The 22,319-nt window shown below is 70.9% G+C and carries 1 protein-coding gene; it reads left to right on the top strand.

Annotated elements, in window-relative coordinates:
• The first annotated feature begins 14 nt into the window (after positions 1-14).
• A complete protein-coding gene (locus tag JOD54_RS33840) occupies positions 15-22,148 on the top strand; it encodes a type I polyketide synthase (protein ID WP_239573228.1) in 22,134 nt (7,377 codons plus the stop codon).
• Positions 22,149-22,319 lie beyond the last annotated feature (171 nt).

Below are 22,319 nucleotides of genomic sequence, written 5' to 3'. Positions count from 1 at the left end.
CCGTGGAGCCCAGCATGAGTCGTGAGCAGCAGATCGTCGAGGCGCTGCGGGCGTCGCTGAAGGAGACCGAGCGGCTGCGCAAGCGCAACCACGACCTGACCGCTGCTGCGGCCGAACCCATCGCGATCGTCGGCATGGCTTGTCGTCTACCGGGTGGGGTGGCTTCGCCGGACGAGCTGTGGGGGCTGGTCGACCGTGGCGGGGACGGGATCACCGGGTTCCCGGGCGACCGCGGTTGGGACCTGGTCAGCGAGGTCGACTACGCCAGGGCGGGCGGTTTCGTCGACGCCGGTGGATTCGACGCCGGGCTGTTCGGCATCTCGCCCCGTGAGGCGCTGGCGATGGACCCGCAGCAGCGCCTGCTCCTAGAGGCGAGCTGGGAGGCGTTGGAGCGGGCAGGCATCGCGCCGGATTCGTTGCGGGGCAGCGCGACCGGCGTGTACGCGGGTGCGTCCAACTCCGGGTACGGCGCAGGTGTTCCGTTGCCTGAGGAGGTCGCGGGGCACGCGTTGACCGGCACCGCGAACAGTGTGATCTCCGGCCGCGTCGCTTACGCGCTCGGGTTGGAAGGGCCCGCGGTCACCATCGACACGGCGTGTTCGAGCAGCCTTGTCGCTTTGCACCTGGCGATGCGGGCACTGCGCGCCGACGAGTGTTCCATGGCTCTGGTCGGCGGTGTGACGGTCATCCCGTCCACGGCCGTGTTCGCCGAGTTCGCCCGGCAGAACGGGTTGGCCGCGGACGGCCGCTGCAAGTCCTTCGCCGCGGCGGCGGACGGCACTGGCTGGTCCGAGGGCGTGGCCGTGCTGGTCGTGACCAAGCTGTCCGATGCGCTGGCCAAGGGCTACGACGTGTTGGCGGTCGTACGCGGGTCAGCGGTGAACTCCGACGGCGCGTCGAACGGTTTGACCGCGCCGAATGGGCCGTCGCAGCAGCGGGTCATCCAAGCCGCGTTGGCTTCGGCTGTACTGTCACCGTGTGATGTGGACGTAGTGGAGGGTCACGGCACGGGGACCCGGCTCGGTGACCCGATCGAAGCCCAAGCCCTGCTGGCGACCTACGGCAAGGGGCGTGCGGAGCCATTGTGGTTGGGGTCGCTGAAATCCAACATCGGTCACACCCAGGCGGCCTCCGGTGCCGCAGGCGTGATCAAGATGGTGCTGGCCCTGCGGCACGGCATCCTCCCCAAGACACTGCACGTCGACACGCCGACCCCGCACGCCGCCTGGAAGCGAGGCGCGGTCTCGCTGCTGACCGAGGCGCGTCCGTGGCCATCGGTGGACCGCCCGCGCCGAGCCGCTGTGTCGTCGTTCGGCATCAGCGGCACCAACGCGCACGTCATCCTGGAGGCGTACGCGGCGGAACCGGTCGAAGCCCCGGCGGTCGAAGAGCCGGTGGTGGTGCCGCTGGTGTTGTCGGCGCGGACCGAGGACGCCTTGCGGGCCCAGGCCGAGCGGCTGGGACAGCTGGACGAGCCTGCGGTGGACGTCGCGTGGTCACTGGTGTCGACACGGGCGAACCTCGGTGAGCGCGCGGTTGCCCTTACCGGCGATGCGCTGTCGGCCTTGGCGAAGGGGGAGTCCGCGCCGGGGCTGATCCGCGGCTCGGCGGTCGACGGCGACCTGGTGTTCCTGTTCACCGGTCAGGGTTCGCAGCGCGCGGGCATGGGCCAAGAGCTGCGGGTCTTCCCCGCGTTCGCCGAGGTCTTCGACGACCTCCACGCCCGTCTCCCGTTCGACGACGCCGCCATCGACCAGACCGGCAACGCCCAGCTCGCCTTGTTCGCCCTCCAGGTCGCCCTGTTCCGCCTGGTCGAATCTTGGGGCTTGCGCCCGGACGTGCTCATCGGTCACTCCATCGGTGAGGTTGCCGCAGCCCACGTCGCCGGGATCCTGTCCCTGGACGACGCCTGCACCCTGGTCTCCGCCCGAGCCCGTCTCATGCAGGCCCTCCCCGCCGGTGGCGCGATGCTCGCCGTGGAGGCCGCCGAGTCCGACATCGAGCTCCCTGACGACCTCGACCTCGCCGCGGTGAACTCGGATCGGTCACTTGTCGTATCCGGGGATCGTAGGATTGTTCAACAGTTCAAGGATGGGATTGTCGAACAAGGTCGCCGGGTGAAGGACCTGGTGGTGTCGCACGCGTTCCACTCTCGGTTGATGGACCCCATGCTGGATGAGTTCCGGCAGGCGATCGCGGGACTATCGTTCAACAATCCGACAATCCCAGTGTTGAACAGTTCAACCGGTGACCCGGCCACGGCCGAGTACTGGGTGCGGCAGGTCCGCGAGACAGTCAGGTTCGCCGAAGCGGTGCGTGGGCTGGACGAGAGCACTCGGTACCTCGAACTGGGGCCGGACGGGGTGCTGTCGGCGCTGGTCGGCGGGGTGCCGACGCTGCGGGCCGGGCAGGACGAACCGGTCACGCTGATGACCGCGGTGGCTCGGCTGCACGTCACCGGTGTGCCCGTCGACTGGACGGCCGCGGTGCCGCGAGCACGGCGGATCGCCCTGCCGGTCTACCCGTTCCAGCGCTCCCACTACTGGCTCGCCCCTGCGGTGACCGAACAGTCCGCTGTGGATGGTTGGCGCTACCGCGTCGACTGGACCCCCGTCACCTTCACCGCACAGCCGGAGGACACCCCGGCTGTCATCGTCGGTCCCGGTGCTTCTCCCGCCACCGTCATCGACCTCCTGCGCGACCCGTCGACTCCGCCGATCTGGGTCCTCACCAGGGGCGCCGTGTCCACCGGCGCCAACGACCCCGTCACCGACCCCGCGGCGGCGCAGCTGTGGGGCCTCGGTCAAGTGGCCGCCCTGGAACACCCCGACCGCTGGGGCGGCATCATCGATGTCGACGCCGACCCGGATCCCGCCCGGATCGCCGCGATCATCGCGGGTGGCGAAGACCAGATCGCGCTCCGCGCCAACGGCGCCTACGCCCGCAGGCTCGTCCCCGCACCCGCGAACAGCGGAACCCCGTGGCGCCCCAACGGAACAGTCCTCATCACCGGCGGAACGGGGGCGATCGGCAGCCACGTCGCCCGTTGGCTCGCGGGTCGTGGTGTCGACCACCTCATCCTCACCAGTAGGCGCGGTCCCGACGCTCCCGGGGCTGCCGACCTGGTCCAGGAGTTGGCCGAGCTCGGTGCCCGGGCCGAGGTCATCGCCTGCGACGTGGCCGACCGCGACGCGCTCGCCGGACTGCTGTCCGCGCACGAAGTCACGGCCGCCTTCCACGCTGCTGGTGTCGTCGCGTCGGTGCCGTTGGATGGGACCACTGTGGACGAATACACCGCCACAGTCCGCGCCAAGGCCGACGGTGCCACCCACCTGCACGAGCTGCTGCCGGACGCGCACCTGGTCCTGTTCGGCTCGATCGCCGGGGTTTGGGGCAGTGGCGGCCAGGCCGCGTATGCCGCCGCCAACGCCCAGCTCGACGCGATCGCCGCCCATCGCCGCGCGCGCGGGCAACGGGCCACCTGCGTGTCCTGGGGTCCGTGGGCCGGGTCGGGGATGCTCGCTGACACCGACGCCGAGGACTACCTCCGCCGTCGCGGTCTCACGCCTATGGCACCCACTCGCGCTCTCGCCGCGCTCGGTCGTGCGCTCGATGCGGATGACACCGCGGTCACTGTCGTCGACATCGACGGCCCACGGTTCGCCGCCGTCTTCACTTCCGGGCGGCCGAGCCACCTCCTTCCCTGGTCCAACAACGAGGTTGTCGCCGCGACCGCGTGGGACGAGCGTTGCGCATTGGACCTGGTGCGCGCTGAAGTGGCTGCTGTGCTGGGCTACTCGGGGGCAGTCGATGCCAAGAAGCCCTTCAAGGACTTGGGTTTCGACTCGCTGACGGCGGTAGAACTGCGGGATCGCATCGCCACGGCCACCGGACAGCGGCTACCGGCTTCCCTCGTCTACGACTACCCGACCGCGACCGCGCTCGCCGACCACCTGCGCCGCCAAGCACGCGGTGAGTCCGAGCGGGTCCGCACCGAGGTCGCCACCCGGGTCGACGACCCGATCGTGATCATCGCGATGAGCTGCCGCTTCCCCGGTGGTGCCGACTCCCCGGAAGCGTTGTGGGAACTGGTCTCCGCCGGGCGGGAGGTCGTCGACGAGTTCCCCACCGACCGCGGCTGGGACCTCGACGCACTGCGCTCCAGTTCGCATTCCCTGCGTGGCGCGTTCCTCAGCGATGTAGCCGACTTCGACGCTGACCTGTTCGGCATCTCCCCGCGCGAAGCCACAGTCCTCGATCCGCAGCAGCGACTCCTGCTCGAAGCGACCTGGGAGGTTTTCGAGCGCGCCGGGATCGACCCGACTTCCCTGCGTGGTCAACCGGTTGGCGTGTTCGCGGGCACCAACGGCCAGGATTACGCCGGGGTCGCGCTGGCTTCCGATGCCTTGGCGGGCTACCTGTCGACCGGGATCACCGCGAGCGTCTTGTCCGGCCGGATCGCCTACAGCTTCGGGCTGGAGGGGCCTGCGGTCACTGTGGACACCGCGTGCTCGTCGTCGCTGGTGGCGCTCCACCTGGCGGCCAAGGCACTGCGTGACGGCGAGTGCTCGCTGGCGGTTGCCAGTGGCGTCACGGTGATGGCGACACCTGGCGCGTTCGTCGAGTTCACCCACCAGCGCGGCCTCGCGGCGGACGGCCGGTGCAAGCCGTTCGCCCAGGCCGCGGACGGGACGTCGTGGGGCGAGGGCGTCGGCGTGCTGTTGGTCGAGCGGCTCTCGGACGCGGTCCGCAACGGGCACCAGGTCTTGGCGGTGGTGCGCGGATCAGCCGTGAACTCCGACGGCGCCTCTAACGGGCTGACCGCGCCGAACGGCCCGTCGCAGCAACGGGTCATTCTGTCCGCGTTGGCGGCGGCAGGTTTGGCGCCGTCCGAAGTGGACGCCGTGGAGGCGCACGGGACGGGCACGGTGCTCGGTGACCCGATCGAGGCCCAAGCGCTGTTGGCGACCTACGGCCAAGACCGGGACACGCCGCTGTGGTTGGGCTCGGTGAAGTCCAACATCGGGCACACCCAGGCCGCCGCAGGCGTCGCGGGCGTGATCAAGGTCGTCCAGGCCATGCGGCACGGCGTCCTGCCCGCGTCCCTGCACATCGACGAGCCGACCAAGCACGTGGACTGGTCCAGCGGCGCGGTGTCGCTGCTGACCGAGCCGCAGCCGTGGTCGACCGGTCCACGCCGCGCGGGCGTCTCGTCCTTCGGCGTCAGCGGGACCAACGCACACGTGATCCTGGAGTCGGCACCCGAGACCGAGGCGGTGCCCGCGGCTGGCGCTGGGGGATCCCCCTGGCTGCTGTCCGCTGGTTCGGCGGCCGGTTTGCGCGACCAAGCCGCGCGGTTGCTGGACTTCCTGGAGGCGAATCCCGAGGTCGACCACGAAGCCGTCGCGCACACCCTCGCACGTGGTCGGGCCGCTCTCGCCCACCGTGCCGTGGTGCCTGCGGGTGATTTGCGGGCACTGGCCGAGGGCGGTGTCCAGGGCTCAGTCGTCGACGGCAAGCTCGTCTACCTCTTCACCGGTCAGGGCTCGCAGCGCGCGGGCATGGGGGAGGGCTTGCGTGTCTTCCCGGTGTTCGCCGACGTCTTCGACGACATCCGCGCCCGGCTCCCTTACGACGACTCGGCGATCGACCAGACCGGCAACGCCCAGCTCGCCCTCTTCTCCCTCCAGGTCGCCCTCTACCGACTCCTCGAATCCCGAGGCGTCCGCCCCGACGTGCTCGTGGGCCACTCCATCGGCGAGGTGGCCGCCGCCCACGTCGCCGGGATCCTGTCCCTGGACGACGCCTGCACCCTGGTCTCTGCCCGAGCCCGACTCATGCAAGCGCTTCCTACCGGTGGCGCCATGCTCGCGGTGGAGGCCGCTGAAGGCGAGATCGAGCTTCCCGAGGACCTCGACCTGGCTGCGGTGAACTCGGATCGTTCGATTGTGGTATCCGGGGATTGTAGAATTGTTGAACAGTTCGAATGTAGGATTGTTGAACAAAACCGGCGGTTCAAGCGGCTGACGGTGTCGCACGCGTTCCACAGCCGCCTGATGGACCCGATGCTGGACGAGTTCCGGCAAGCGATCGCGGGACTCTCGTTCACCACTCCGACAACCCCCTTGGTGAGCACGTCGCCTGGTGACCCGGCGACGGCGGAGTACTGGGTGCGGCAGGTGCGGGAGACCGTGCGGTTCCACCAGGCGATCACCGGGCTGGCCGGTGTGGGCGTGTTCCTCGAGTTGGGGCCGGACGGGGTGCTGACGGCACTGGCGCAGCAGGCCCTGGACGTGACCGCCGTCCCGACGTTGCGGGCGGGCAAGTCGGAAGCGGACACCTTCGAGCGCGCCGTCGCCACCCTCCACGTCCACGGTGTACCGGTCGACTGGCCCACCCGCGGCCCCGGCGTCGACCTGCCCACCTACGCCTTCCAGCGCACCCGTTTCTGGGCCCAGCCCAAACCGGTCGCCGCTGGCCTGGACGCCACCACCCACCCGCTGCTCACCGGTGCGACCTCACTCGGCGACGGCGGCCACCTGTTCACCGGCAGCCTCGCCGCCGACGGCTGGCTGGCCGACCACGTCGTTCACGGCCGGGTCGTCCTCCCCGGCACGGCTCTGGTCGAGCTCGCCCTGCACGCGGGCGCCACCACCGGCACCCCGCACCTCGACGAACTCACCATCGAGGTCCCCCTCACCCTCCCCGCTTCCGTCCAACTCGCCGTGGCCAGCCCCAACCCCGACAGCACCCGCGCCTTCACGATCCACTCCCGCGCGGGCGACACCTGGACCCGCCACGCCACCGGCATCCTCAGCTCGACCCCAACTCCGCGAGTGACGGCCTTCCCCGAGACGACCGACGCCGTCTCCCTCGACGGCCTCTACGCCGCGTTGGCCGACGCCGGGCTTGACTACGGTCCCGCTTTCCAGGGCCTGCAAGCGGTACGCCGCTCGGCCGACGGCTTGGTCGTTGACGTCACGGCGCCCGTCGACATAGCGGGCTTCGGGCTGCACCCCGCGCTCCTGGACGCCGTCCTGCACGCGCTCGCGCTGGACAGCGGCGACGACACCGCTCGGGTGCCGTTCGCCTGGACCGGTGTCGCCCTGCACGCGACGGGCGCCCAGCACCTGCGGGCCCACCTCACCCGCACCGGCGCGGACACCGTGCGCGTCGAGGTCGCAGATCAAGACGGCATTCCCGTGGCGACCGTCGAGTCCCTCACCCTGCGCGCCGCGACCCAGATCGTCGACCGGTCACTCGACGACGCACTGTTCACAGTGGACTGGGCCCCGGTGTCGGTCCCGGCTGACGCCACCGTTCGCGATGTCGTGGTTCCCCTTCCCGCGACAGTTGTCGACACGTTGGAGCTGGTCCAGGCGTGGATCAGGCACAACCCGGACCCGCGGCTCGTCCTCGTCGGCTCCGGTGCGGTGGCCGCTGTCGCGGGCGACGAGATCAGCGACTTGGAAGGTGCGGCGTCGTGGGGCTTGGTCCGGGCCGCGCAGTCCGAGCACCCCGACCGGTTCGTCCTCGTCGACGCCGCTGCCGACGCTGACCTCGCCGGAGCGCTCGCACTCGACGAACCGCAGGTGGCTGTGCGCGATGGGGTCGTGCTCGCGGCGCGGCTGGTCCGCGCCCAACCCGGCATCGTCCTGCCCGACGAGCCGTGGCGCTTGGACGTCATGACCGGTGGAACGCTGGAGAACCTGACAGCGGTGCCGAACCCCGACCGTCCACTCGCGCCGGGTGAGGTTCGAGTCGACGTGCGCGCGGCGGGCATCAACTTCCGCGACGTCCTCATCGCGCTCGGTAGCTACCCGGAACGCGCGATCATGGGCTCTGAGGGCGCGGGTGTCGTCATCGAGGTCGGCGATGGCGTCGATCTGGCGGTGGGGGACCGTGTCTTCGGCCTGTTCTCCGGTGGGTTCGGCCCACGCACCATTGTGGACCGCCGCCTCGTCGCGCCGATACCGGAGACGTGGTCCTTCACGGAGGCCGCGGCCGTCCCCATGGCGTTCTTGACTGCCTACTACGCCTTGGTGGACTTGGCCAATGTGCGAGCGGGTGAGCACGTCCTCGTGCACGCCGCCGCTGGCGGTGTCGGCATGGCGGCGACCCAGATCGCCAGGCACCTCGGGGCGAAGGTCTACGGGACCGCGAGTCAGAGCAAGTGGGCAGCGACCGGCCTTTCCGACGAGCGCCTGGCTTCCTCCCGTGACCTCGGCTTCGCGGAGAAGTTCCGCCGCGTGGCAGGTCGGTGGGGCTTCGACGTCGTGCTGAACTCCCTCGCGGGTGAGTACATCGACGCCTCGGCCCGGTTGCTCGGGCCGGGCGGGCGGTTCATCGAGATGGGCAAGGCTGATGTGCGGTCCGCGCAGGACTTCCCCGACCTGCGCTACCAGGCGTTCGACCTGAGTGAAGCGGGCCTCGACCGGCTGCAGGCCATGCTCCAGGAGCTGGTTGTCCTCTTCGGACAAGGGGCACTGCACCTGCCGCCGACTCGCGCGTGGGACATCCGCGACGCGCGAACCGCTTTCCGCCACCTCGGACAGGGCAGGCACGTCGGCAAGAACGTGTTCACCCTGCCGCGGCCGCTCGACTCCGTGCTGATCACCGGTGGCACCGGGGTGCTCGGCACCGAGCTGGCTCGACACCTCGCAGTGCGGGGTGTGTCGAAACTCGTGCTCGTTTCTCGCAGCGGTCAGGCGAACCCGGAGCTGCTCGCCGACCTCGACGGCACTGATGTGGCGGTCGTCGCGTGCGACATCAGCGACCCGGATGCCCTCGCAGAGGTCATCGCGGCGCACAAGCCAACCGATGTCATCCACGTCGCTGGTGTCACCGACGACGCTCTTGTCACCGATCTGACCCCTGACCGGCTCAACACGGTACTCGGTGTGAAGGCGGGCGCCGCCAAGAACTTGGCTGCGCTCGATCTGGAGTCGCTCACCTTCTACTCCTCGGCGTCGGCGACCTTCGGGACCCCGGGGCAGGCCAACTATTGCGCCGCGAACGCGGTGCTCGACGCACTGGCCCACCAGCTCCGCGCTCGGGGCACGAGGACATCGTCGCTGGCTTGGGGACTGTGGGAGCAGTCGAGCGGGATCACCGCGTCTCTCTCGTCAGCTGACCGTGCGCGGCTCGGATCCGCACTGTCCACAGCGGAGTGTCTGGCGCTGTTCGACAGGTCACGCGAGTTCGCGGCACCCCACCTGCTGCCGATGCGGCTCGACGCACGATCGCAGCACACACTCCTGCGTGGCCTCGGTTCCACCGCACGCCGACGGCCCCAGGCGTCGACGCTCACCTCCGACAACGCGCTGGACCTGGTGCGCGAGCAGGTCGCCGCAGTTCTCGGCTACAACTCCGCGGACGTCGTCGACCCTCGCCGAGCGTTCCGCGACCTCGGGTTCGATTCGCTCACGTCGGTCGAGCTGCGCAACCGAGTCAACGCCGCGACCGGCCTGCGATTGCCGCCGACGGTCGTGTTCGACCACCCGACGCCGACCGCGCTCGCCGCGCTCATCGCCGCGGACAAGCCCGCCGCCAAGAAGGTGTCCGTTCGCGCGACCGAGGTCGGCGCGGATGACATCGTGATCGTCGGCATGGCCTGCCGCTACCCCGGTGGAGTCTCGTCACCGGAGGATCTCTGGGACCTGGTGGCGTCCGGGGTGGACGCCATCGGCGAGTTCCCACGCGACCGGGGCTGGGACCTCGAAGCGCTCCACGACCCGGACCCCGAGCGGTTGGGCACCACCTACACCCGATCCGGCGGTTTCCTCAGCGACGCCGCCGGGTTCGACGCGGGCCTGTTCGGGGTGTCCCCGCGCGAGGCGACCGCGATGGACCCGCAGCAGCGTCTCCTGCTGGAGACCACTTGGGAGGCGTTCGAGCGCGCCGGGATCGACCCGATGTCTCTGCGGGGCAGTCGATCCGGCGTGTTCATGGGTGTCGCGACCTCGCTCTACGGCCTCGACAGCGGGCCGTCTGAAGGGCATTCGCTGACCGGCATCGCGACCAGCGTCGCCTCCGGCAGGCTCGCCTACACCTTCGGGCTCGAAGGTCCCGCGTTGACCGTCGACACCGCCTGTTCCAGCAGCCTCGTCGCCCTGCACCTGGCGGTCCAGGCACTGCGCAACGGCGAGTGCACGCTGGCGCTGGCCGGTGGCGCGACCGTCATGGCGACACCGGGGATCTTCACCGAGTTCAGCCGCCAGAAGGGCCTTTCGGTCGACGGCCGTTGTCGGTCGTTCGCCGCGGGCGCCGACGGCACCGGGTGGGGCGAGGGCGCCGGGGTGCTGGTGGTCGAGAAGCGGTCCGACGCGATCGCCAACGGCCACGAGATCCTCGCGGTCGTCCGCGGCACCGCGGTGAACTCCGACGGCGCATCGAACGGGTTGACGGCGCCGAACGGGCCGTCGCAGCAACGGGTCATCGAGGCAGCACTGGCTGTGGGTGGTCTCGTACCGTCCGATGTGGACTTGCTGGAGGCGCACGGAACGGGGACCGTGCTCGGCGACCCGATCGAGGCCCAGGCGTTGCTGGCGACCTACGGGCAGGACCGGGTCGAGCCGCTGTGGCTGGGATCGGTCAAGTCGAACATCGGCCACACCCAGTCGGCGGCCGGTGTCGCCGGGGTGATCAAGGTCGTCGAGGCGCTCCGCCGCGGAGTGCTGCCCCGGACCCTGCACGCCGACGAGCCGACCCCGCACGTGGACTGGTCGGCGGGCGCGGTCTCACTGCTGACCGAATCGCGGCCGTGGCCTTCGGTGGATCGACCGCGCCGGGCCGGGGTGTCCTCGTTCGGCGTGAGCGGCACCAATGCCCACGTGATCATCGAGCACGAGCCGACATCCCCTGCGCCTGTGACCCGCCCGGCGACCGTCGCGGTGCCGTGGGTCCTGTCGGCGGCATCGGACGGGGCACTTCGCGACCAGGCCGCCCGGCTCGCGGACCACACGGCTGACCTGGCACCGGTCGACGTCGGGTTGTCGCTGGTCACGGCGCGGGCAGACCTGGACCACCGGCTCGTGGTGGTGGGGGACTCGGCGGACGCGCTGCGCGCCGCACTGGTGGACGCGCCTGGTCGGGTGATCGCCCGGGGCCGGGTGGCGTTCTTGTTCACCGGTCAGGGTTCGCAGCGCGCGGGCATGGGGCAGGAGCTCCGGGTGTTCCCCGCGTTCGCCGAAGCTTTCGACGACCTGCGCGCCCGTCTCCCGTTCGACGACGCCGCCATCGACCAGACCGGCAATGCCCAGCTCGCGCTCTTCGCGGTCGAGGTCGCCCTGTTCCGCCTCCTGGAGTCCTGGGGAATCCGCCCCGATGTCCTGGTCGGCCACTCGATCGGTGAGGTCGCCGCTGCCCACGTCGCCGGGATCCTGTCTTTGGACGATGCCTGCACGCTGGTCTCCGCTCGGGCGCGTCTCATGCAGGCTCTGCCTGCCGGTGGCGCCATGCTGGCGATCGAGGCCGCCGAGTCCGAGATCGAACTCCCCGAGGGGCTCGACCTGGCTGCGGTGAACTCGGATCGTTCGATTGTGGTATCTGGGGATTGTGGGATTGTTGAACAGTTCGAATGTAGGATTGTTGAACAAAACCGGCGGGTGAAGCGGCTGACCGTGTCGCACGCGTTCCACAGTCGCCTGATGGACCCGATGCTGGACGAGTTCCGCCAGGTCGTTGCGGGGCTGTCGTTCAACAATCCGACAATCCCACTGTTGAACAGTTCACCTGGTGACCCGGCCACGGCCGAGTACTGGGTGCGGCAGGTCCGGGAGACGGTCCGGTTCGCCGATGCTGTGCGTGAGTCCCGGGCGACGACATTCGTCGAGGTCGGGCCGGGTGGGGTGTTGTCGGCCTTGGTGCACCACATCCTTGACGACGCTGTCACAGCGCCTGCGCTGCGCACGGACGAGGTGCCGTCGTTGTTGCGCGCTGTGGGGGCTGCCTGGACGCGAGGGGTCGAGGTCGACTGGGCCGCGGTGTTCGCGCACTGGGGAGGTCAGCGGGTCCCGTTGCCGACGTACGCCTTCCAGCGGAGCCGGTACTGGCTGGCGCCCGCCAAGCGCGCTGAGTCCACTGAGGACTGGCGCTACCGCGTCGACTGGGAGCCGGTATCCGACGGTGCTCCGGCGGCGGGCAAGTGGGCCGTTCGGGGCGCCCAGGACGTTGCCGACGCGCTGCGGTCGGCTGGAGTGGCGGTTGTCGATGAGGTGGCCGATGCGGACGGTCTCGTCGTCGAGGTCGACGCACCGGGGCTGATGAGTGTTGTGGCGTCGGCGAAGGTGCCGGTGTGGGCGATCACCCGCGGTGGGCTCGCCGCGGCCGAGGTGTCGGCAGTCGGACGCGTCGCGGCGTTGGAGCTGCCCCGGGCCTGGGGCGGGTCGGTCGACCTGCCTGAAGGCGTCGACGCGCGGATCGCGGGCGTGCTCGGCGGCGTGGAGGACCAGGTGGTCGTCCGGTCGAGCGGCACCTCGGCGCGACGATTGCGCCGCGCGCCGCTGGGCGTGCGCGGCTCGTGGACGGCGGCCGGGCCGGTCATGGTCACCGGTGGGACGGGCGCGCTCGGGCTCGAGGTCGCGCGGTGGCTGGTCACCCGTGGCGCCACCGAGGTGGTGCTGGTCAGCAGGAGCGGTGGCAGCGCCCCTGACCTCGGTGTCCCGGTGCACGTCGTACGCTGCGACATCGCCGACCAGGATGCCGTCGCCGAGGTGCTGCGCGCGCACCCGGTGTCGACCATCGTCCACGCGGCGGGCGTCGACACCCACACGCCGCTGATCGGCGCCGACGAGACCGCCTACGCCGAGGTGACTCGTGCGAAGGTCGACGGCGCCCGCATCCTGCACGAGCTCGCCCCCGACGCGCACCTGATCTTCTTCTCCTCGATCGCGGGGGTGTGGGGCAGCAGCGGACAAGCCGCGTACGCGGCGGGCAACGCCTACCTCGACGCGCTCGCCGAACACCGCGCCCGCCTTGGCCTGCCTGCGACGTCCATCGCTTGGGGGCCATGGGCTTCGGTCGGGATGGCGACTGGGGACACCGGCGTCTACCTGCGTAGACGCGGTCTCACCCCGCTTGCCCCGGCTCGCGCGCTGTCCGCGCTGGGTGACGCGCTCGACCACGGTGACACCACGGTCGTCATCGCCGATGTCGACTGGGCACGGTTCACAGCGGCTTTCACCTCGGTCCGGCCCAGTCCGCTACTGGCCGGGTTCCACGAGTCGGACGCGGCTCCGGTCAGCACAACATGGGCGACGGATCTCGCTGCGCTGTCCACCCAGGAGCGATCGGCCACCGCGCTCACCTTGGTCCGCTCGCATGCGGCCGCGGCCCTGGGGCACACTGACCCGTCGGCCATCGAGCCGGACAAGCCCTTCAAGGAACTCGGCTTCGACTCACTCGCCGCGGTCGACCTCCGCAACCGCCTCACCGAAGCCACCGCACTGACCATCCCGGCCACCGCCGTCTTCGACCACCCCACCGCGCGGGCGCTGGCCGACCGCCTGATCGCTTCCCTGCCGACCGCGGTCACCGCCAGTGCGGAACCCATTGAAGGTCCCCGGCGCGAAGTTGACGATCCGGTCGTGATCGTCGGCATGGCCTGCCGCTACCCGGGTGGGGTGAACTCACCGGAAGACCTGTGGGACTTGGTCACCGGTGGTGTTGACGCGATCGGTGACTTCCCCGGTGACCGCGGGTGGGATCTCGCGGGCGATGTCTCCTACGCGAGGCGTGGTGGATTCGTCGATACCGCAACGCGTTTCGACGCTGACCTGTTCTCCATCTCGCCGCGCGAGGCGTTGGCGATGGACCCGCAGCAGCGACTCGTGCTGGAGACCGCGTGGGAGGCGTTCGAGCGCGCGGGTCTGGACCCGTTGTCACTGCGCGGATCGGCGACCGGTGTGTTCGTCGGCGCCTCGAACTCGGGGTACGGGGTGGGGGCGGAGCTGCCCGCCGAGGTTGAAGGGCATCTGCTCACCGGAACCGCCAACAGCGTCATGTCCGGCCGGATCGCTTACACGTTGGGCCTCGAGGGCCCGGCGGTCACTGTGGACACCGCGTGCTCATCGTCTCTGGTTGCCCTGCATTGGGCCATTCGCGCGTTGCGGGACGGTGAATGCGATCTCGCTCTCGCGGGCGGCGTCACGGTGATCCCGTCACCCGCGGTGTTCGCGGAGTTCGCCACTCAGGGCGGGCTGGCCGCGGACGGTCGGTGCAAGGCCTTTGCGTCGGCGGCGGACGGCACGGGATGGTCCGAAGGTGTCGGCGTGCTCGTGGTCGAACGGCTTTCGGACGCGATCCGCAACGGGCACCGGGTGTTGGCCGTCGTGCGCGGGTCGGCTGTGAACTCCGATGGCGCGTCGAACGGGTTGACCGCGCCGAACGGGCCGTCGCAACAACGGGTCATCAGGGCCGCATTGGCCTCGGGCGGGTTGAACGCGTCTGATGTGGACGCTGTTGACGGGCACGGCACGGGCACGCGACTCGGCGACCCGATCGAGGCCGAGGCGTTGCTGGCGACCTACGGTCAGGACCGTTCGGCGCCGTTGTGGTTGGGGTCGTTGAAGTCCAACCTCGGGCACACGCAGGCGGCGTCCGGTGTGGGCGGTGTGATCAAGATGGTGTTGGCGCTGCGGCACGGGGTCCTGCCCCGCACGCTGCACGTCGACTCGCCGTCGCACCACGTGGCCTGGGGTTCGGGGGCCGTGTCGCTGCTGGCGCAGTCGCGGCCGTGGCCGGAGGTGGACCGGCCGCGACGCGCGGCGGTGTCGTCGTTCGGGGTGAGCGGCACCAACGCGCACACCATCCTGGAGGAATACCCGGCGGCCGCTGATCCGGTCGAGGCCGATGGGGCCTCGCTGCCGTGGTTGATCTCGGGGCGCAGCGCGTCCGCGTTGCTGGCGCAGGCCGAGCGGATGCGCGACTTCGCGGGCCGGTACCCGGATGCCGTGGTGGCGCGGGCGTTGGCCGCTGGTCGGGCGGACCTCTCGCACCGGGCGGTGGTCAACGGTCGGGCGGCCTTGGACGCGCTGATCGCCGACCAGCCTGCGGCCGGGCTCGTGCGTGGAGTCGCTGGTGAGGGCCGGGTGGCGTTCCTGTTCACCGGGCAGGGATCGCAGCGGTTCGCGATGGGGGACGGGCTGCGGTCCTTCCCGGTCTTCGCGGCGGTGGTCGACGCCATCCGTGCTCGCGTCCCGTTCGACGAGTCCGCGATCGACGAGACCGGCAACGCGCAGCCCGCCTTGTTCGCCCTGCAGGTCGGGCTCTTCCGGTTGCTGGAGTCCTGGGGTGTCCGGCCTGATGTCCTGATCGGACATTCGATCGGCGAGGTGGCGGCCGCGCACGTCGCTGGGATCCTGTCTTTGGACGACGCGTGCACTTTGGTCGCGGCTCGCGCACGTCTCATGCAGGCCCTGCCCGCCGGTGGCGCCATGCTGGCGATCGAGGCCGCCGAGTCCGAGATCGAGCTCCCTGAAGGCTTGGACTTGGCTGCAGTGAACTCGGATCGTTCAATTGTAGTATCCGGGGATTGTAGGATTGTTGAACAGTTCGAATGTAGGATTGGTGAACAACATCGACGGGTGAAGCGGCTGACGGTGTCGCACGCGTTCCATTCGCGGCTGATGGCCCCGATGCTGGGCGAGTTCGCCCGGGTGGCGCAGGCGCTGGAGTACCGGCGGCCGGAGATCCCGCTGGTGCCGACCGCGACCGGGGACATGGCGACGCCCGAGTACTGGGTGCGGCAGGTGCGCGAGACGGTCCGGTTCGCCGACGCGGTCCGGGCGGTCGACGCCGACGGGGTGCGCACCTGGCTGGAGCTCGGACCGGACGGCGTGCTCTCCGCCGTAGTACCCCAGATCGTGACGGCGACAGCGGTGCCCACTCTGCGTGCTGGTCGGGACGACGTCGAGTCCGCAGTGGACGCTGTGGCGACCCTGCACGTTCGGGGCGGTGAGGTCGACTGGTCCGCCATCTTCGGGCGAGCCGTGCCGATCGACCTGCCGACCTACGCCTTCCAGCGCGAGCGGTACTGGCTCGAACCCGCGGCGCCGGTTGCCGACGACAGCTTCTGGGCCGCGGTCGAGGCTGGCGAGGTGGTCGCCTCCGACGAGCTCAACGCCGTGCTGCCCCAGTTGACCGCGCTCCGCCGCGACCACCGCGAGCAATCCACTGTGGACTCTTGGCGGTATCGGGTCGAGTGGCGCCCGGTGTCCGAGTCCGCGCGCCCGGTGTCCGGCGCCTGGTTGGTCGTCACACCCGACGGTGCGGTCCCGACGGACATCCGGGACGCGCTCACCGACGTCGAGATCATTCCGGCGCGGGTCGATGCGTTGCCGCAGGTCGACGGACTCGTGGGTGTGCTGGTGCTGGCCCCGGTCGAGGACGTGCTGCGGGTCGTGCAGGCCGATCTGTCCGCGCCGCTGTGGTGCGTGACCAGGGCGGCGGTCGCGGTTGACGGCGGGCAGTCGGATCCGGTGCAGGCGCGGGTCTGGGGGCTCGGCCGGGTGGCCGCGGTCGAGGTGCCCGGTCGTTGGGGCGGCGTGGTCGACGTTCCGTCCGAGTTGGTGGGGCGGGCCGCGCGGCGGTTCGCGTCCGTGCTCGGTGGTGCGGAGAGCGAGGTCGTGGTTCGCGCGTCCGGGGTGTTCGGGCGCAGGCTGCGGCGGGCGCCGGTCGCCGCGCGCGGTGAGTGGGTGCCGGACGGGCCGGTGCTGGTGACCGGTGGCACGGGTGCGCTCGGTGCGGAGGTCGCGCGCTGGCTCGTCGACCGCGGGGCGACCGAGCTGGTGCTGGTCAGCCGCCGGGGGCCGGACGCGCCTGGGGTGGCTGAGCTGGTGGCGAGCCTGGACGCCGAGGTGCACGTCGTGGCCTGTGACGTCGCCGATCGGGCGGCTGTGGCGCGGTTGCTCGCCGAGCACCCGGTGCGCGCGGTCTTCCACGCGGCGGGCATCGTCGACGACGGTGTCCTCGACGCGCTCGACGAGGCGCGGTTCGACGCGGTGTTGCGGTCGAAGTCCGCGCGCTGGCTGGACGAACTGGCCGATTCGGCCACCACTTTCGTGGTGTTCTCGTCACTCGCCGGGGTGATCGGCAGCGCGGGCCAGGGCAACTACGCCGCCGCCAACGCCGAGCTCGACGCCCTCATCGAGGCCCGCGTGGCGCGTGGCCGCCCCGGCCTGGCTGTCGCCTGGGGACCGTGGGCGGGCGCGGGTATGGCAGCTGACGTCGCCACCCGCCTGCGCCGCGGTGGGTTGCGCCCGCTCGCGCCGCACCGGGCCCTCGCCGCCATGGCGACCGCCCTGGCCGCGGGCGACACCTGCGTCACCATCGCCGACGTCGACTGGCCGCGCTTCACCGCCACCGGCCCGCTGCTCGCCGACTTCCCGACCCGTCAGCCGACCCGCGAACCCGTCCGCGACCTGCTGGACCTCGTCGTCACCCACACCGCGGCCGTCCTCGGCCACCCGACCGTCGACCCCGACCGCGCCTTCCGCGACCTCGGCATCGACTCCCTGACCGCCCTCGAACTCCGCAACTCCCTGTCCACCGCCGTCGACCTGCCCCTACCCGCCAGTGTGGTCTTCGACTACCCCACTCCGGTGGCCGTGGCCAACCATCTGCGATCCCTACTTGTCCACAACCCCACTGCCCATCCACAGCCTTCCGCCACCCCCTCCCCCGACGCCCCCACCTCGATAAACTGGAGCGGGGCAGCCCCCCAGGGAGGGTGGGGGGTGGCCTCGCGCGCGCGAGGGCACGAGGGCGCAGGGGTTGGGGTGGGTGCAAGGGCTGGCGTGGGTGCGGGCGGGCGTGTGGGTGTAGATGTGGGCGCGAGTGGGCGTGTGGGCGCAGGGGTTGGGGTGGGTGCGGGCGGGCGCTTGGGTGTGGGTGTGGGTGTGGGTGGGCGTGTGGGTGGGCGCCCGGTGGAGAGGGTGGGGGTTGGCGGGGAGTCGGGTGGGGTTGTTGCGGTGGTGGGGATGGCTTGTCGGTTCCCGGGTGGGGGGGAGGGGGCTGAAGGGCTGTGGCGGGTTGTTCGGGACGGGGTCGACGGGGTGGGGGCGTTTCCGGGGGATCGGGGGTGGGATCTCGAGGGGTTGTTCCATGATGATCCTGAGCGGGGTGGGACCTCGTACGCCCGGGTCGGGGGATTCCTGGACACGGCGACGGAGTTCGACGCCGGGTTGTTCGGGATTTCGCCGCGGGAGGCGGTGGCTATGGACCCGCAGCAGCGGCTCATGTTGGAGACCTCGTGGGCGGCGTTCGAGGACGCGGGGATCGACCCCAGGGGGGTGAAGGGGAGTCGGACGGGGGTGTTCGCCGGGACCAACGGGCAGGACTACCCGGCGTTGCTGCTGGCCAACCGGCCGGACCTGGAGGGGCACCTCGGGACGGGGAACGCCGCGAGTGTCCTTTCTGGACGGATTGCCTACGCGTTCGGGCTCGAAGGCCCGGCGCTCACGGTGGACACGGCGTGTTCCAGTAGTCTGGTCGCACTGCACTTGGCCGTGAAGGCGCTGCGCGGTGGCGAGTGCGACATGGCGCTCGCGGGCGGCGTGACCGTCATGTCGACGCCGGGTGCGTTCATCGAGTTCAGCAGGCAGCGCGGCCTCGCCCCGGACGGCCGGTGCAAGGCGTTCGCTGATGGCGCCGACGGCACCGGCTGGGGTGAGGGTGTCGGTGTCCTGGTCGTGATGCGGCTGGCGGACGCGATCGAGGCGGGCCACCAGGTGTTGGCCCTGGTCAAGGGGTCCGCGGTCAACTCCGACGGCGCGTCGAACGGGTTGACCGCGCCGAACGGGCCGTCGCAGCAGCGGGTCATCCAGGCGGCGTTGGCCGATGCCGGACTGGCAGCGTCCGATGTGGACGTTGTGGAGGCGCACGGAACCGGCACCGCGCTCGGCGACCCGATCGAGGCGCAAGCGCTGCTCAACACCTACGGGCAGGACCGCGATACTCCACTGTGGATCGGATCGGTCAAGTCCAACATCGGCCACACCCAGGCCGCCGCGGGCGTCGCGGGCATCATCAAGGTGATCCAGGCCATGCGGCACGAGACCCTGCCGCGCACCCTGCACGTCGACCGGCCTAGCGCCCAGGTCGACTGGACCGCGGGCTCCGTGGCCCTGCTCACCGAGTCGCGGCCGTGGCCCGCCGACCGTCCGCGCCGCGCGGGCGTCTCCGCGTTCGGCGTCAGCGGGACCAACGCGCACGTGATCATCGAGGCGTACCCGACCGCGCGGTCCACCGAGACGCCGATCGACGAGCCGACCCCGTTCGTGCTGTCCGCGGCGTCGGAAGTCGCTCTGCGCGGCCAAGCCGAGGCGCTGCTGGACGTCGAGCCGACACTGGACATCGCTGCCGCGCTGCTCGGCCGGGCACTCCTGCCGCACCGGGCTGTGGTGTTCGCCGCTGATCGCGCGGAGTTCGCCGAGCGGGTTCGAGCCGTGGCGGACGGGCGCGGACTGGTCGGTGAGGCGGGGCGCGGTGGTCTGGCGTTCCTCTTCACGGGGCAGGGTTCGCAGCGGGCGGGGATGGGTGACCAGCTCAGGGTGTTCCCGACCTTCGCGCGCACCTTCGACGACATCCGCGAGCGGCTTCCGTTCAACGACAAAGAGATAGACAAGACCGTCAACGCCCAGGCGGCCATCTTCGCCCTGCAGGTGTCTCTCTACCGCCTCATCGAGTCCTGGGTTGCGACGCCGGAGGTCCTCATAGGACATTCCATCGGTGAGGTGGCCGCCGCGCACGTGACGGGCATCTTGTCGCTGGACGACGCTTGCGCTCTGGTCGCCGCCCGCGGTCGCCTCATGCAGGCACTGCCCGAGGGCGGAGCCATGCTCGCCGTGGAGGCAGACCAGGACGAGATCATCCTGCCCGCCGGTGTCGACCTCGCGGCGGTCAACGGTCCCCGTTCGCTCGTGGTCTCCGGCGACGAACCAGCCGTGGCAGAGTTGGCCGCTCAGTGGGCCGCTGAGGGGCGGCGGGTCAAGCGGCTCACCGTGTCGCACGCGTTCCACTCGCACCGGATGGACCCGATGCTGCCCGACTTCCGGGCCGTTGTTGAGCGGTTGGCCGTGGGGGCGGGCGAGCAGTCCCTCATCTCCACGGTCCACCACCAGGCCGATCCGGGCACGGCGGACTACTGGGTGCGCCAGGTCCGCGAGCCGGTGCGGTTCACCGATGCTGTGGCCGAGGCGCGCGAGCGCGGGATCACCCGCTTCCTGGAGTTGGGCCCCGACGGTGTCCTGACCGCGCTCGTCGACGGCGCTGTGCCGACGCTGCGCGCGGGCCGGGACGAGCGCGAAACCCTGCTCGAGGCGGTCGGACGACTGCACGTCGCGGGTGTTCCAGTCGACTGGCGGCCGCTGGTCGCGGGCGGGCGCCGGGCCCCGCTCCCCACGTACGCGTTCGACCGGCAGCGGTTCTGGCCGATCGAGCCCGTCCGCTCCCGCCTCGACGGCCTCACCTACGCGGCCACCTGGACCCCCGTCGCCGCCCCGGCCACCAAGTTGACCGGCACCTGGGCTGTCCTCGGTGACGACATCCACGACATCGCCGGTCTGCTCAAGGGCGCGGGCGCGACCGTTGTCCAAGAGGAAACCGCTGACACCACTGGTGTCATCTCCCTCGGCGGCCTCAACGACACGATCGACCTGCTGCGGCGCGACGGCGCTCCGATCTGGTGCGTCACAACAGATGCCGTCGCCGATCCCGAGCAGGCCCAGGTGTGGGGACTCGGCCGGGTCGCTGCCCTCGAGCACCCGAACCGCTGGGGCGGCCTCGTTGATGGCACCGGCCCTGGCCTGATCGCCGCACTCGCGGGCGTCGGTGAAGACCAGGTCACCGTGCTAGGCGGGGAAGTTCTCGCCCGCAGGCTCACCCGTACGCGCCTGACCCCGAGCAGGACGTGGCGCCCGACCGGCCCGGTCCTCGTCACCGGCGGCACAGGAGCCCTCGGTGTCGAGGTGGCCCGTTGGCTGGTGGAGCGCGGTGCCACCGAGTTGGTCCTGGTCAGCCGGAGCGGCCCGGACGCGCCGGGTGCGGCCGAGTTGGCGGCCAGCCTCGACGCGCGGGTGCACCTCGTCGCCTGCGACCTCGGTGATCGTGACGCTGTCGCTCGCCTGCTCGCCGACCACCCGGTCACGGCGATCGTCCACGCCGCGGGCGTGCCCGGTGTGGCGCCGCTCGCGGGCCTCGACGCCAACACTGTTGCCGATACATTGCGTGCCAAGGTGAACGGCGCTCTACACCTGGACGAATTGTCCACTGTGGATACTTTTGTGCTGTTCTCCTCCATCGCGGGCGTGTGGGGAAGTGGTGGACAGGCTGCCTACGCCGCGGCGAACGCGGCGCTCGACGCCATCGCCGCGCGTCGGCACGCCGAGGGCAAACCGGTCACCGCCGTCGCCTGGGGACCGTGGGCGGGCGCGGGCATGGCCGCCGGATCCGCCGACTACCTGGGCAAACGCGGCCTCACCCCGCTCGACCCCGCCGTGGCGCTCGACGCGCTCGGCGCCGCGCTCGACGCGGGTGTGCCCGCGGTGACCGTCGCCGACGTCGACTGGCCGCGCTTCGCCGACGCCTTCCACACCGCCCGGCCGGGCACCCTGTTCACCGACCTGCTGCCCGCCCCGGAGCCAGTTGCCGAGAGCGACCTGGGTGCGCGCCTGTCCGGCCTGCCGGAGGCCGAGCAGGAGGCCGCCTTGCTGGCGCTGGTCACTACTGCGGTCGCCGAAGTCCTGGGCTACCAAGGTGGTGTCGACCCGAACCGGGCGTTCCGCGACCTGGGCTTCGACTCGTTGACCGCCGTCGAACTGCGCGGCAGGCTCGTCACCGCGACCGGTCTCGCGCTACCCGCCTCACTGGCCTTCGACTACCCCACCTCGGCAGAGCTGGCCAGGCACCTGCGCGCGGAACTCGGGCCGGTCACCGGGGTGGACGCCCTGCTGGCCGAGTTGGACGCGGTGGAGTCGGCCTTCTCGGGAGCCGCGCCGGACGGGCTGACCCGGATCAAACTGGCCGTGCGGCTGCGCTCCTTCCTGGCCCGCTGGGACGGCGGCGGCACCGACACCGATCAGGTCGACGACCTGGACACCGCCTCCGACGAGGAATTCCTCTCGCTCATCGACCAGGAACTAGGCAGATGACCAATACCCAAATGCTCGATAGGGCGGACTTGTTTTGCGTGGGGGGACGACAGCCGTAGCGTTGTGCGCGGACAGGGCCACGCTTTTCGGCCCCGGCTTTGCGGTCCTGCCGCGGCTGTCGTAGGGGCCCCACGCAAAACAAGTTCGCCCTATCGAGCCGCCCGAATCGCG

It is taken from the genome of Actinokineospora baliensis, from assembly GCF_016907695.1.
Lineage (GTDB): Bacteria > Actinomycetota > Actinomycetes > Mycobacteriales > Pseudonocardiaceae > Actinokineospora > Actinokineospora baliensis.
This window is presented reverse-complemented; position numbering and strand designations above follow the sequence as displayed.